The organism is Actinospica durhamensis (assembly GCF_018139695.1).
Classification (GTDB): domain Bacteria; phylum Actinomycetota; class Actinomycetes; order Streptomycetales; family Catenulisporaceae; genus Actinospica; species Actinospica durhamensis.
The window spans coordinates 70,983-84,578 of the sequence record NZ_JAGSOG010000001.1 but is presented as its reverse complement, the minus strand read 5'-3'; the positions used below and the strand labels follow the sequence as shown (position 1 = coordinate 84,578).

11 protein-coding genes and 1 pseudogene are annotated in these 13,596 nt (G+C 69.9%); 6 read left to right on the top strand and 6 right to left on the bottom strand.

The window, feature by feature from the left end:
- Positions 1 to 7: 7 nt before the first annotated feature.
- A complete protein-coding gene (locus KDL01_RS00400; protein ID WP_212526227.1) occupies positions 8 to 1,507 on the top strand; it encodes an MDR family MFS transporter in 1,500 nt (499 codons plus the stop codon).
- A 12-nt stretch (positions 1,508 to 1,519) separates the two neighbouring features.
- On the opposite strand, the gene KDL01_RS00395 is transcribed toward KDL01_RS00400, so the two are convergent.
- Complete coding sequence (locus KDL01_RS00395) at positions 1,520 to 2,398, bottom strand: LysR family transcriptional regulator (RefSeq protein WP_212526226.1); 879 nt, start codon at positions 2,396 to 2,398, stop codon at positions 1,520 to 1,522.
- Positions 2,399 to 2,468: 70 nt separating this feature from the next.
- On the opposite strand from KDL01_RS00395, the gene KDL01_RS00390 reads away from it, so the two are divergent.
- The 4 genes from KDL01_RS00390 (at position 2,469) to KDL01_RS00375 (ending at position 5,382) form a co-directional block, all read left to right on the top strand.
- On the top strand, positions 2,469 to 3,383 hold the full coding sequence (locus tag KDL01_RS00390; RefSeq protein ID WP_212526225.1) for a nitrilase-related carbon-nitrogen hydrolase: 915 nt from the start codon (positions 2,469 to 2,471) through the stop codon (positions 3,381 to 3,383).
- A gap of 115 nt (positions 3,384 to 3,498) precedes the next feature.
- Positions 3,499 to 3,852: a hypothetical protein gene (locus KDL01_RS00385; RefSeq protein ID WP_212526223.1), complete on the top strand. Its 354-nt coding sequence runs from the start codon at positions 3,499 to 3,501 to the stop codon at positions 3,850 to 3,852.
- Positions 3,853 to 3,873: 21 nt separating this feature from the next.
- Positions 3,874 to 4,533, top strand: coding sequence for a TetR/AcrR family transcriptional regulator (locus tag KDL01_RS00380; protein WP_212526222.1), 660 nt, complete (start codon positions 3,874 to 3,876; stop codon positions 4,531 to 4,533).
- Positions 4,534 to 4,578: 45 nt separating this feature from the next.
- Entirely contained in the window at positions 4,579 to 5,382 is an 804-nt protein-coding gene (locus KDL01_RS00375; RefSeq protein WP_212526221.1) for a GOLPH3/VPS74 family protein, read from the top strand.
- 38 nt (positions 5,383 to 5,420) lie between these two features.
- Here KDL01_RS00375 and KDL01_RS00370 read toward each other — a convergent pair.
- The 3 genes and pseudogenes from KDL01_RS00370 to KDL01_RS00360 form a co-directional block, all read right to left on the bottom strand.
- Positions 5,421 to 5,615, bottom strand: a pseudogene (locus tag KDL01_RS00370) (phosphohydrolase); the annotation flags it as partial.
- A 106-nt stretch (positions 5,616 to 5,721) separates the two neighbouring features.
- The gene (locus KDL01_RS00365; protein WP_212526219.1) at positions 5,722 to 6,060 is read right to left on the bottom strand and encodes a cyclic-phosphate processing receiver domain-containing protein; all 339 of its coding nucleotides are present in this window, start codon (positions 6,058 to 6,060) and stop codon (positions 5,722 to 5,724) included.
- Positions 6,057 to 7,553, bottom strand: coding sequence for an IMP dehydrogenase (locus KDL01_RS00360; protein WP_212526218.1), 1,497 nt, complete (start codon positions 7,551 to 7,553; stop codon positions 6,057 to 6,059). Before KDL01_RS00360 ends, KDL01_RS00365 begins: the two co-directional genes overlap by 4 nt.
- 443 nt (positions 7,554 to 7,996) lie before the next feature.
- Here KDL01_RS00360 and KDL01_RS45015 point away from each other — a divergent pair, with 443 nt between their 5' ends.
- Positions 7,997 to 11,062, top strand: coding sequence for a beta strand repeat-containing protein (locus KDL01_RS45015; RefSeq protein WP_212526217.1), 3,066 nt, complete (start codon positions 7,997 to 7,999; stop codon positions 11,060 to 11,062).
- A gap of 230 nt (positions 11,063 to 11,292) precedes the next feature.
- On the opposite strand, the gene KDL01_RS00350 is transcribed toward KDL01_RS45015, so the two are convergent.
- Both KDL01_RS00350 and dnaB read right to left on the bottom strand, forming a co-directional pair.
- On the bottom strand, positions 11,293 to 11,958 hold the full coding sequence (locus tag KDL01_RS00350) for an SMI1/KNR4 family protein (RefSeq protein WP_212526216.1): 666 nt from the start codon (positions 11,956 to 11,958) through the stop codon (positions 11,293 to 11,295).
- A 91-nt stretch (positions 11,959 to 12,049) separates the two neighbouring features.
- Positions 12,050 to 13,489, bottom strand: a complete 1,440-nt coding sequence (gene dnaB, locus KDL01_RS00345; RefSeq protein WP_212526215.1) for a replicative DNA helicase — start codon at positions 13,487 to 13,489, stop codon at positions 12,050 to 12,052.
- Positions 13,490 to 13,596: the final 107 nt, after the last annotated feature.

Below are 13,596 nucleotides of genomic sequence, written 5' to 3'. Positions count from 1 at the left end.
CGGTGGCATGGCAGCGACACCCACGAGCCCGGCGGCGAACCCGGCCGGCGCGGCAGGCCCGGCGAGCGCGGCGAGCGCGGCGAAGCCCACGAAGCCCGCCGCGGAGAAGCTGGATCCGGCCGTGGTCAAGACGGCCCTGATCCTCATCGTCGGCGCGATGGCCGTCATCTTCGACACCACGATCGTCAGCGTCGCGCTGCACACCCTCGCGCTGCGGCTGCACACCTCGGTCACCACGATCCAGTGGGTGACCACCGGCTACCTGCTGGCGCTCGGCATCGCGGTGCCGCTCAGCACCTGGGGCCTGCAGCGGTTCGGCGGCAAGCGGCTGTGGATCTTCTCCCTCGCCGTCTTCCTGGCCGGCTCGATCGGGGCCAGCCTCGCCTGGAACGTCGGCTCGCTCATCGGCTGGCGCGTCGTACAGGGCCTCGGCGGCGGCCTCATGCTCCCGCTGCTGAGCACGCTCATCTTCCAGGCTGCGGGCGGCAAGGCGCTCGGGCGGCTCGTCACCTACGTCGCGCTCCCGGCACTGCTCGGTCCGATCCTCGGTCCGGTGGTCGGCGGCGCCATCCTGACCCACCTGAGCTGGCGCTTCATGTTCTGGGTGAACGTGCCGTTCTGCGTCGTCGGCATCGTGCTCGCCTGGCGCCACCTGAAGCTCGAAGCCCCGGCCCGCCCGGACGCCGCCGCCGGCAGGCCGAAGCTCGACGTGCCCGGACTCCTGCTGCTCGCGCCCGGCACCTGCGCCACCCTGCTCGGCCTCGCCGACGCGGGCACCGCCGCCGGATTCGCCCACCCGAACGTCGTGATCCCACTCGCGATCGGCGTCGCGCTGCTCGCGGCCTTCACCGGCTACGCGTTGCGCGCCGGCCATCCCCTCGTCGAGATCCGGCTGCTCGCCAAGAGATCGGTCGCCTCCTCCAGCGCGGTGCTGTTCTTCTCCGGGTTCGCCCTCTACGGCGCGATGCTCCTGCTGCCGCTGTACTACCAGGACATACGGGGGGACTCCGCGCTCACCGCCGGAGCCACGCTCATCCCGCAGGGGGTCGGCGCCGTCCTGTCCCGCAGTGTCGCCGGCAGCAACATCGACCGCGTCGGCGCGCGCCTGATCGCCGTGCTCGGCTTCGTCCTCGTCGCCGCCGCGACCGTGCCGTTCGCCCTGGCCGGGCCGCACACGAGCGAGTGGCAGTTGGCCGGCTGGCTGGTCCTGCGCGGCTTCGGCCTCGGGGCCGTGACGATGCCGGTGATGGTGGCCGGCTACATCGGCCTGGACAAGCAGCAGATCCCGCACTCCAGCGTGGTCACCCGCACCGCCCAGCAACTCGGCGGCTCGTTCGGCACCGCCGTCCTTGCCGTGATCCTCGAAGGCGCCCTCGTCACCCACCCGACCGCACCTGTGGACGCGTTCCATCAGGCGTTCTGGTGGTCCGTCGGTTTCTCCGGCGTCGCCGTGCTGCTCTCGCTCTGGCTCCCCGGTGCCCGTCCGTCGGCGCGGCAGAACGCTTAGACGCCCGGCGGTCTACCTCGGCTTCGAGCGCTCCGCGACGTCCTTGGCGGCCTCGACGAACGCGGCCAGCGCCGGCGACGGTTCGCGTGGCTGCCACGCCAGGCCGATTCGCCAGCGCGCCGCGGGATGGTCGACCGGGATCAGACGCAGCCCCGGTGCGATGGCGCCGGCGCGGGCGGACACCAGTGCACCGCCGATGCCCGCAGCCACCAGGGCCAGCACGGTCTGGACGTCGTTGGCACGTTGGAGGATCCGGGGACGCAGGTCGGCGGCCGCGAGGTAACGGTCGGTCAGACCGACGAACCCGGGGCTCCCGGAACGGGTCAGACAGACCAGCCCCAGCTCGCTGATCAGAGCCTCGGCGCCGGGTTCCGGATCGACGCCCTCGGGGACCGCCAGGACCAGTTCGTCGCCGCCGAGTTCGACGGCCGGCACGCCCGCGTCGACCGGGAGGCGGACGAAACCGGCGTCCAGTTCTCCGCGCCGCAGGCGTTCGAACTGGACCGCCGAGGACAGGTCGTCGAGCGCCACCCGGATTCCGGGGCGTCGTCGCCGGAACTCGGCCACGGTGCGCGGCGCGATGTCGATCGTCGACAGGCCGAAGCCGACGGCGAGCGTGCCAGCTCCGCCCGCGGAAAGGCGACGGGCCCGCAGTGCGAAGGCGTCCAACCGCTCGACGGCGTCGCGGGCGTCGGGCAGCAGGGCCCGGCCGAGCGCCGTGGGTTCGGCGCCCTGCCGCCCGCGCCGCAGCAGCGTGCCGCCGACGCGGGCCTCGAGTGCCTGGATCTGCTTGGTGAGCGCGGGCTGGGTCACGGCCAGCGCGCGGGCCGCGGCGCCGTACGTGCCGTGATCCGCCACCGCGACGAACGCCCTCAACAGCCGGTCTTCCATTCCACAAGCTTATCGATCGCCCTCGAACATTCATTAGACGCATGTAAGCCGGGCCGGTTCGATGGGACTCATGACGATCCGAGTCGCGACAGTCCAGTTCCAGTCCCGTCCCAAGGACAAGGAGTACAACCTGGCCCGCGTCGAGCACTTCACCCGCACCGCGGCCGACGGCGGTGCCCAGATCGTGGCCTTCCCCGAGCTGTGCCTGGTCGGCAACAGGCACCTGGCCACCAGCACCGCCGAGGCCTTGCGGGAAGTCGCAGAGCCCGATGACGGCCCGTCGGTCGCCCGGGTCAGTGCACTGGCACGGCGCCTCGGGGTCGGCATCGGCGTCGGGCTGCTCACCGAACGCGATGCCTGGCTGTTCAACGCGTACGCGGTCTGCCTGCCGGACGGCGCGGTCCACATCCACCGCAAGCTGCACGCCTCGGGGTACCCGGGGATCTCCGACGGCGGAAGCTACACGGTCTTCGACACGCCGTGGGACGTCCGGGTCGGGGTGCTGATCTGCCTTGACAACAACATCGTGGAGAACGTGCGGGCCACCGCCGTGCTCGGCGCGCAGATCCTGCTCGCGCCGCACCAGACCGGCGGCACGCACTCGATGATCCCCTTCGGCGAGGACCCGATCCCGTTGTCGCTGTGGGAGAACCGCGCGGCCGACCCCGGCGCGCTCGAGGCCGCGTTCGCCGGCCGGAGTGGACGCGCCTGGCCGCTGCACTGCCTGCCGTCGCGGGCCCACGACAACGGCATGTTCATCGTGTTCAGCAACGGCGTCGGCCGCGACCACGACGAGGTCCGCACCGGAAACGCCATGATCGTCGACCCCTACGGCCGGATCCTCGCCGAGAGCCGGGCCATCGAGGACGACCTGGTCGCCGCCGACCTGGACCTGGATCTGGTCTCCGGCTCGGTCGGGCGCTGGTGGATGAGGGCCAGGCGCCCCGACCTCTACCGCCCGCTGACCTGTCGGCCCGCGGCCTGACCAGGGCTGATTGAGGCTGCTCTGGGCTGCTCTGGGCTGGTCAGCTCGGACCAGTCCGGACCAGCCCGCCGCGGCTGCCGTTGCGCTGAAGTAGGCATGCGCCTACTATCTTTCTATGACCACCGTCCCCGGCCCGCGCCGCATCCCCTGCGCGCTGGCCTTCGCCGCCAGCGTCGGGGTGTTCGCCACCTCGCTGCGGCAGTGGCCCGCCGCCCTGCTCGTCCCACTCGCCGCCGTCTGGCTCGCCGTGATCGTCGCCGGGGCCCTCGCGCCGCGCCGGGGACCGGTCATCCTCATCGTGCTCGCCTCGCTGACCAAGGCCCTGACCGTCGTGCTCATCGTCTGGGCCCTGACCCACCCGCACTCGCCGATCGGTCCGCACTCGCCGCTGGACTGGATCCCGCTAGGCTCGCTGAACGCGGCCACCGGGCTCTGGCTGCTCGCCGTGATCCGCGGCCGGGCCCGCTGAGAACGGATGGGAGCTGCGACGATGAGCGACGGCGACGGCGGCGAGAGCGTGGCCCGGGCCACCCGCAGGACCCGCCGGTCGGCGGCCGAGCGGCGCGGCGAGATCCTCGCCGCGGCTCGCGGCCTGTTCGCCGAGCGCGGCTTCCACGGCACCACCACCCGGGACCTGGCCGCGGCGGCGGACATCAACGACGCCCTGCTCTACCGCTACTTCGCCAACAAGCAGGAGATCCTCGAGGCCCTCGTCGACGAAGCCGTGGCCGTCTTCGAATCCGCACCCGCCGTGCCCCGCGACGCGCCGATCCCGCTCGAACAACTGCTGACCTTCGCGGGCCTCGGGTTCATCGAGCGGGCCAGAACCAACCTCGACCTGCTCACGATCCTGATCGCCGACAGCCGCGCCCTCGCGGACGACACCCGCTTCGTCGCCTTCATCGACCGCGCGGCGACCGGCCTGGCCGAGCACGTGGACCGGGCCGGCGGGGGCACCGGGACGGATGCCGGCCTGCACGCCGGCTACCTCACCGCACGCGCGTACTTCGGCGCGCTGATCTCCTTCGTGCTGCTCCAGGACCAACTCGGCCTCGACCGGATCCGCCCGCTGGACGCCACCGAGTACGTCAGTCACCTCGCCCGCGCCACCTCGCTCGCGGTCGAAGCCGAGGGCCGAGGGGCGCCGTGACAGAGTTCTGTGGCGTTGGAGTCCAGGCGCGCCTAGCATCGCCGTATGGGTGTCGGTGAGGCCCTGCTCCTGCTCGCGATCGACCCGCGTCGCGGCACCATCTGGGCGCCCCAGCGGATGGCGTTCGCGCTGCGTGCCGGTGAGCTGCTCGATCTGGTGTTGGCGGGCCGGGCCACGGTCGACGACGGGCGGATCGAGGTCACCGACGCCTCGGGGACGGGGAACGACCGCTTGGACGAGACATTGGCCGAGATCAGCGCGATGACCGCGCCGACAGTGCCGTCCTGGGTGCGGGGAACCACGCCCGGGATCGGCATGCGGTATTTGTCCAGGCTGGAAGACCAGCACGTCGTCCAGATAGGCGCGGGGCGAGGTTCTTCGCAACCTCCGCGTATCACGCTGATCGATCCGGCGCGTCGGGACGGGATACAGGCCCGGGTCGACCGAGTGGCGCGCGGCGAGCCGGCAAGTGAGGAGGACCGGTCGCTGGCCGGCCTGGTGTATGCCTGCAGCCTCGACGCGCGCTTGTATGGAGGCTTACGGCGCCGGGCGCTGCGCAGACGGCTGGCCCGGCTCGGCGAGCAGCAGACCGCTGCCGTCGTCCACCTCGCGTCGGCGGGCTTCGAACCGGTCGCGAACGCGTCCACCGACGTGGTGACGCGGCTGAACTGGGCGTTGGTCGGGATGCTTCGCCACGAGTACGAATCCGGGCTCTACGACCAGCAGTACGACTCTGGGGGCGGGCATCACGGCGGTGAATCCCACCATCACGGCAGTGAATCGCACCATCACGGCGTTGAATCCCACCATCACGGCGGGATCGACACCGGAGGCGGCCACCACGGCTGATCCGGCCACGGTCCCGAACCGCGGTGTCGCGGGCCGTCTCAGGCCAGGACCGGGTAGGACATCTGGTAGGCCAGCCGCGCATCGGCCCCGTCACCGATGCCGGTCAGGATCCCGTCCAGCTTCATGAACTGCTCCCATGTGCTTCGCCCGGCGGCCCGCGCGAGCTCGGCCACGACGAGGTCTTCGAGGTCCGCGACGCGCTTGTTCTTCCAGACCTTGTCGGCCAGGCTCACCCGCCACCCGCACGGGCAACGGCCGGAGCGTCGGCTTCCGGGTCTCGCCGAGCGCGATCGAAAGCACGTCGATGATTGCCATCACATCAGGGTAATGACCCAGGTGCTACGCCGTCGCCCGCAGGACATGGTAGTTCCAACGTGTGAGGGACCGGACGACGGCTTGCGCGCCGATGGGGTTGGCGCTGTGTACGAAGACCGTCCCGATCCGGAACGGCCGTCCGTTGAAGGCGGCTTCTTCCAGCACGGTCACCACGGGCATGATGGTGTCGTCGCCGCCGAGATCGTGATCAAGCCAGAGCTCGTCGATGAACCGGTCGCGGTGCTCCTGCAGCAGCTGGATGCCTTCGCGGCTGGTGCGGGCTATCCGGGTGGCTCTGGGAAGCGGCCGGAGATCGTCTATGCCGAGGATGACGGGCGTCGGCGCGGCCGGTTCCCCGTTCAACTGGGGCTCCCGGTCGTCTCGCGCAGCGTCACCGTCGCGTGGCCCTCCTGCAGGCTCTGGTCGGAGACCAGGGTGAGCCGGGCGGTGGCCTGGAAGCGCGGCACGGTGGTGGCGCCGCAGGAGACCATGGTGGCCCTGAGCTTCGCGATCGTGGTCGCGAGCCCTTCGGAGAGGTCTCCGGCGTAGGGCACGAAGCCGTCGACGCCCTCTTCGAACAGCAGTCCCTGGGTGCCCTGGCCGTAGCGCTGCCAGTTGCGCGCACGGTTCGAGCCTTCGCCCCAGTACTCCTTGACGAAGCCTTCGCGGGTCGGCACCTTGGCTCCGGGCGCCTGGTCGAAGCGGGCGAAGTACCGGCCCATCATCACGAAGTCCGCGCCCATCGCCAGCGCCAACGCCACGTGGTAGTCGTGCGCCAGGCCGCCGTCCGAGCAGATCGGAACGTACTCGCCGGTCTCCTCGCGGTAGGAGTCGCGCGCGGCCGCGACATCGAGGACCGCGCTGGCCTGGCCGCGTCCGATGCCCTTCTGGTCGCGGGTGATGCAGATCGCGCCCCCGCCCACACCGACCTTCACGAAGTCCGCGCCGGCTTCGGCGAGGAAGCGGAAGGCGTCGCCGTCCACGATGTTGCCGCCGCCGATCGGCACCTCCGGGTAGTGCTTCTTGGCCCAGCGCAGGGCCTCGGCCTGCCAGTCGCTGTAGCCGTCCGAGGAGTCGAAGCACAATACGTCCGCGCCGGCCTCGACCAGCGCGGGCACACGTTCCCGGTAGTCGTGGGTGTTCACGCCCGCGCCCACCCGCAGGCGCTTGGCGTCGTCCACCAGCTGCGCCGGGAAGCGCTTGTTGTCGGTGTAGTCCGCCCGGAACACCAGATGCCGCAGGCGTCCGAGCTCGTCGACGACGGGCAGGCAGTCCAGCCGCTCCTCCCACAGCCGGGCGTTGGCCTCGGACAGCGTCACGTCCGCGGTCGCGTGCGCCACCTCGGTGATCGGCCTCATCCGGCTGGAGACCGGTGCGTCCGGATCGTGGCGCTGCGGGTGGAAGTCACGTGAGGTCACCAGGCCGAGCAGCCGTCCGGTCGCCCCGCCGTTCTCGGTCACGGCCGCCGTACTGTGCCCCGTGCGCGCCATGACCTCGTTCAGGCGCCGCAGGCTGTCCTCGGGACGGACGTTGGTGTCGCTGACCACGAAGCCCGCTTTGAAGTTCTTCACCGTCACCACGTCCTCGACCTGCTCGTCGATCGACCGGTTGTGGTGCAGGAAGCCGAGGCCGCCGTTGCGGGCGAGGGCGATGGCCAGCTCGGGCGAGCTCACCGCCTGCATGATCGCCGAGGTGAACGGGGTGCGCAGTTCGATCGTCGAGCTCTGTCCCGCGGCGTACCGCACCAGTGGGGTACGCAGGTCCACGGCCGCCACCGAGCAGTCGAGGGCCGTGCGATTGGGCAGCAGCAGGTATTCGTTGAAGGTCCGCGAGACTCCTGCGATGATCTGCGCCATTGGCACTCCCGTGTCCTCGGGCCGGCGTGGTGCCGCCGACCGCACCGTCGCGCCCCCTTCGGCTCGGCGGGAGTCCGGGGTACGTCGGAGCGCGGGCGCTTGAAACGGGGGAAGTGAGCGACCGCTGCCTACGTCGAGGGGTTGCTGTGACCTGCACCTTACTGATCCGGCGGCGGAGATCCAAATCAATGCGCTGTAGGTACTGCGTTTCGGTGTCGCACACACGTACCAACTCCTGGTCCTTCAGCCGCGGCGCCTGAGCGGCATGACGAAGCCGTCGCGGCGCTGTGGCGAAGCTGTGAAGGTTCTGAGTCTCTTATGAGTTCTGGCCTAGATATCAAGGCTAGGCAGCGGCTGCTACGGCCGGGCAACGCTCTTCGCTGAGAGGAACCAAGGCCGTGCGCATACGGCGAAATCTCCTGCCGACGGCCGCTTTGGCAGCTGTGACCTTCGGCCTCCTGCCCGGTTCCGCTTACGCGGCCGGAGCCACGACGGCGGCATCCGCCTCGTCCCCGGGCAACGCCGGCACCGCTTTGCACGTCGCACAGACCCCGTCGCTGACCTCCACCGCATTCAAGAAGTTCAGCAGTCCGGCATCCCAGGCGCGGCGCGTGGCCTCCACCTCCGGCAAGGCGGCGGCACGCGCGAGCGCAGACGACTCCGCCGGCGTCACGACGATCTACGCCGGCAATCCGCAGAACTGCCTCGGCTTCAGCTCGGACTCCGGCACGGGCACCGCCACGAATCCGTACTGCTCGATTCAGGACGCGGTGAACGCCGCCTTGCCCGGTGACACGATCTCGATCGCGAACGGCTACGGCTACTTCTACGGTCCCGTCGTCATCGGCACCTCGGACCTGACACTCGAAGCGCCGAACGGAGCGGCTATCGAGAACTCGACGGCGGGCGGCGTTCCCGGATTCGTGCTCGACGGAGTCGACGACGTGCATGTCTCCGGCCTGAGCGTGTCCACGTACGACTCGGTCGCACTCGAGATCGAGGGCTCGACGAATGTGGTGTTCGATTCGGGAGCGGCCTTCGGCGGCGGCGGGTCCACCGCCGTCACCATCGACGGCGCATCGAGCGGCATCACGATCACCCGCTCGCAGATCCTGCCCAGGTACGACGACCCCGCCGACAGCGGCGTCAGGATCGCTTCCGGCGCGAGCACCATCGACCTGGCATCGAACGTGTTCGCGGACTTCCCCTCCGGCAGCATCGTGGCCACCGGCGTGGACGGGCTGGACGTCGTGGGTAACACGATCCAGCGCTCTTGCGACAGCGCCGTGGGCGTCTCCGGCGGCTCGACCGGCGTGTACATCGAGAACGACGTCTTCATCGACGGCACGGACCTGAGCCCGTCGAGCTGTCCGACCGACAACCTGAGCTGGGAGCCGGACGTGACGGTGGACGCGAGTTCCGCGTCCGCAAGCACCAGCGACTACAACGACTTCGCGCTCTACGGATCGGCCGACCAGTACGGCACGGCCCCTTACTCGTGGGCCGGAACGACGTACGCCACGTTGACCGGCTTCCGCGGCGCCGTCTCCGAAGGCGTCCACGACACGCCCGACACGACGACCTTCGGAATGCTCAACGCGGCAGGCACCTGGTACAACATGCAGGCCGTCCCGGCGTGGAACTCACCCGCCGTGGGCTCGGCGAACGCCTCGGCACCCGGAGCCGTCTCCACCGACCTGTACGGCCGGAGCCCGTACAACAGCCGGGGGGCGATCCAGTTCGAGCCGCTGTTCCCGAATCTGAACGAGACCCCCACGCTGACCCAGACCGGCCCGTACTCGGTCACGGCCACGGACACCGGGAACTACGGACCGAGCGCCAAGGACGGTCTGTTCACCCTCACGTTCAACTGGGGTGACGGCACGTCGACGACCCAGGCGCTGACGATCGGCTCGGGCAGCTACGGTTCCCCCATCGCGCACACCTACAGTGCCTACGGCTCCTACACCGTCACGTTCACGCTCGACGACAACGCGGGAGACAAGGTCACCAAGACCCTGACGACCGTGCTCAGCGACCCGGACCCGAACCTGGCCGCCGGATTGGGCATGACCGGCGAGGACACCAGCGCACTGAGCGTCGCCGTCGACACGGCCACGGCCTACCCCGCCATCTCCTACGGCCTCGCGCTGGTCGAGACCTACACCTGGGGCGACGGGACCACCTCGACGGTAGCCAGCAGCGCCGGTCTGACCACCCCTACCTCGCACACGTACAAGGCCTCGGGCACGTACACGGTGCAAGTGCAGGTGACCGACAACGCGGGCGACACTGCGGTGAACTCGATGTCGGTCACCACCGCGGGCTCGGAGTACACGCCGTACGGGCCGACCCGCATCCTCGACACCCGTAGCGGCCTCGGCGCCCCCGCCGCGCTCGGTTCCGGCAAGGTCCTGCACCTCAAGGTGGCCGGCGCCGGACCCGCCGCCACCCCGATTCCCGACGACATCACGGCCGTGGTCCTGAACGTCACCGCGGTCTCGCCGAGCGCGAACGGCTTCCTCGCGGTGTACGGGAACGAAGACGTGACCGGAGCGAGCGTCTCGGTCCCGGGGACCTCGAACCTCAACTTCTTCACCGGCGTCAACGTGCCGAACCTGGTCGTGGTGCCGGTCGGCGCCGACGGCGTGGTCGACTTCTACAACGGCTCGCCGAAGGGCTCGGTCCAGGTCCTGGCCGACGTCGCGGGGTACTTCACCCAGACCGCCGCGAGCGCGTACAAGTCCATCACCCCGGTGCGGATCCTCGACACGCGCAAGGGCACCGGAACCGGCAAGGTCGCGCAGATCCCGGCGAACGGCAGCATCACGCTGACCGTGGCCGGGGCCCAGCACGGAGCAGTCCCGGCTAGCGGCGTGTCCGCCGTCGCGCTCAACCTGACCGCGGTGGACTCGACCCGCAACGGAGTGATCACCGCCTACCCGGCCGGCCGCCCGCTGCCGACCGTCTCGAACGTCAACTACCTGGCCGGCCAGACCGTCGCCAACATGGCGATCGTGCCGCTGGGGAACGGACAGATCGTGCTGCACAACAACAGCAGCGGTCCGGTGGACCTGATCGCCGACGCCTTCGGCTACTACAGCTCCACCGTCGTCGCCGGCGGCGGCGCCTACCTGCCGATGTCCGCGCCCGAACGGATCCTCGACACCCGCCGATCCGGCGACGGCCCCGTCCCGGCCGGCTCGATCGGGTACGTGGAGCTCAGCTCGCTCTCCTACGTCACCGCCTGGGTCTTCAACGCGACGGTCACCCAGACCACCGGCAACGGCTTCCTCGCCCTCTACCCCTTCGCCCCGCAGAACCCCTACGTCCTGCCGACGACCTCGAACCTGAACTACCGCTCCAGCCAGACGGTGCCGAACCTGGCGATCGTGCAGCCCGGAACCTCACTGGACAGCGACGGCTACTACGACGTAGGCATCTACCTCGGCGGCAACGGCACGGCGCAGGTGATCCTGGACTGCTTCGGAGTCTTCGAGGACCAGTAGGACAGCAGCGAGACCAGCCGCCGCCCGGGAACTCCCGAGCGGCGGCTGTCCTATGTCCGGCCTACGTATTACGCCCTACGCCCTACGCTGAAGGGAGCGGTCGGCTCCCGGCTTGGCTGGGACAAGGCGAAGCCTGCTTCGTCGCCACCTCCGTCACCCGGGCGTTTTGCGGCTCGCAGGATATTCGGAGCACTTCTCCGACGGTACGGCCGCCGGCAGCGAATGCTTGCTCAGCCGGCATGCGAGGCCGCCGTCTCGGCTTCGCTCAGCCAGTGCAGGTACCAGCTCTCGAACGTCGCGGGGTCGCCGTCGATCATGACCGGGGCGAGGTTGCCGCCGTCAACGCGGTTGTCGCGCCAGATGGTTCCGCGTGCTTCGCCGGTCACCACGAGCCACTCGCGTTCTGCGCACCCCATGTGGCATATGCAGATCGCACCGGCCGTGCGGGCGGGGGTCCAGATGGCCTCGAGCTCCTTTTCTTGCCAGGCTTCGTGGGCGGCGTCGAATTCGTCGATGTCCTCGAAGGATTCCTCGTCGGGTTCGGTTGAGTACACCTCCTCGACCACCTCGGACCCGATGGGGCCGGGGAAGGGCTGGCGGACCAGCTCCAGGTCGGCGAGATCGGCCCCGTCGCCGGCCCAGCGCCATGTGCCATCTGTCCGTTGCGCGGGAAACACGCCGTAGCTCGGGCCTGCGCCCCCGGCGGCGACTTCGAGCAAGAAACTGCGATAGCCGGCGGGGAGCTGCGTGCCAAGCTGGCGTTCGAGCTCGGCCAGTTCCTCCAGGCTCAGCGGCTCCTCCAGCTCGAACTTGTGCCCGAGCGCGCCGAACACCGTGTCCGGGCGGGCCGTACGCAGATCGAGGACCCGCTTGCGAATACCAGGCCATTCACTCATGGCCGGGAGTCTATGGTCGAGCAATGACATGGGCGGACTCTGTAGGTGTTGTAGGGACCGACTTGGAGCGATCCGCCTACCTACATACCGCTCAGCTGTTCTGCATGTCCACGAAGCGGGAGTAGTGGCCCTGGAAGGCCACGGTGATGGTGGCGGTGGGACCGTTACGGTGCTTGGCGATGATGAGGTCGGCCTCGCCGGCGCGGGGGGATTCGCGCTCGTAGGCGTCCTCGCGGTGGAGCAGGATGACGACGTCGGCGTCCTGCTCGAGGGAGCCGGACTCGCGCAGGTCGGACATCATCGGCTTCTTGTCGGTGCGCTGCTCGGGGCCACGGTTGAGCTGGGCGATGGCCACGATGGGCACGCCGAGCTCCTTGGCCAGCAGCTTCAGGTTTCGGGACATCTCGGAGACCTCCTGCTGGCGGTTCTCCGGGCGGCGCGAGCCGCTGGCGCCGCTCATCAGCTGGAGGTAGTCGACGATGACCAGGCGCAGGTCGTGGCGCTGCTTGAGCCTGCGGCACTTGGCCCGGATCTCCATCATCGACATGTTCGGCGAGTCGTCGATGAACAGCGGGGCGGCGGAGACCTCGCCCATCCGGCGGGCCAGGCGGGCCCAGTCGTCGTCGGTCATCGTGCCGGAGCGCATGTGGTGCAGCGCCACCCGGGCCTCGGCCGAGAGCAGGCGCATGGTGATCTCGTTGCGGCCCATCTCCAGCGAGAAGATCGCCGAGGTCAGGCCGTTCTTGATGGAGCAGGACCGGGCGAAGTCCAGGCCGATGGTGGACTTACCCATGGCCGGGCGGGCCGCGACGATGATCATCTGGCCGGGGTGCAGGCCCTGGGTGAGCGAGTCGAGGTCGGTGAAGCCGGTGGGGACACCGGTCATCTGGCCGGAGCGGTTGGCGATCGACTCGATCTCGTCGAGGGCGCCTTCCATGATGTCGGACAGGGGGGCGTAGTCCTCGCCCGCGCGCTGCTCGGTGACGCTGTAGATCTCGGACTGGGCGCGGTTGACGATCTCGTCGAGGTCGGAGCCGTCGGTGGCGTAGCCCATCTGCGTGATCCGGGTGCCGGCCTCGACCAGGCGGCGCAGGATCGCGCGCTCGTGCACGATCTCGGCGTAGTAGCCGGCGTTGGCCGCGGTGGGCACCGACTCCATCAGGGTATGGAGATAGGCGGGGCCGCCGATCCGGGCCAGCTCGTTGCGCTTGGTCAGCTCGTTGGCGACGGTGACCGCGTCGGCGGGCTCGCCGCGGCCGTAGAGGTCGAGGATCGCGTCGAAGATCTGCTCGTGCTTGGGCTGGTAGAAGTCCCGGCCCTTGACCACGTCGATGACGTCGGCGATGGCGTCCTTGGACAGCAGCATGCCGCCCAGCACGCCCTGCTCGGCCGCCACGTCCTGCGGCGGGGTGCGCTCGAAGGTCGCGGGGCCGCCGCCGCCGGAGCGCGGGCCCGGATCGTGGTACCCGGGCTCGTACGCGGGGGGCGGCTCGACCGGGTTGAAGACCTCGGTCCCGTCGTAACCGGACATGGCGGCGGGACCTCCTTCTCGGGTTCTCAGGCTTCGAGCCCGGTGGGGCTCGGACGGCCGGACTGCTGCGGGTGACTGCGGGAACTGCTCGGTGCGCGACTTCGGTG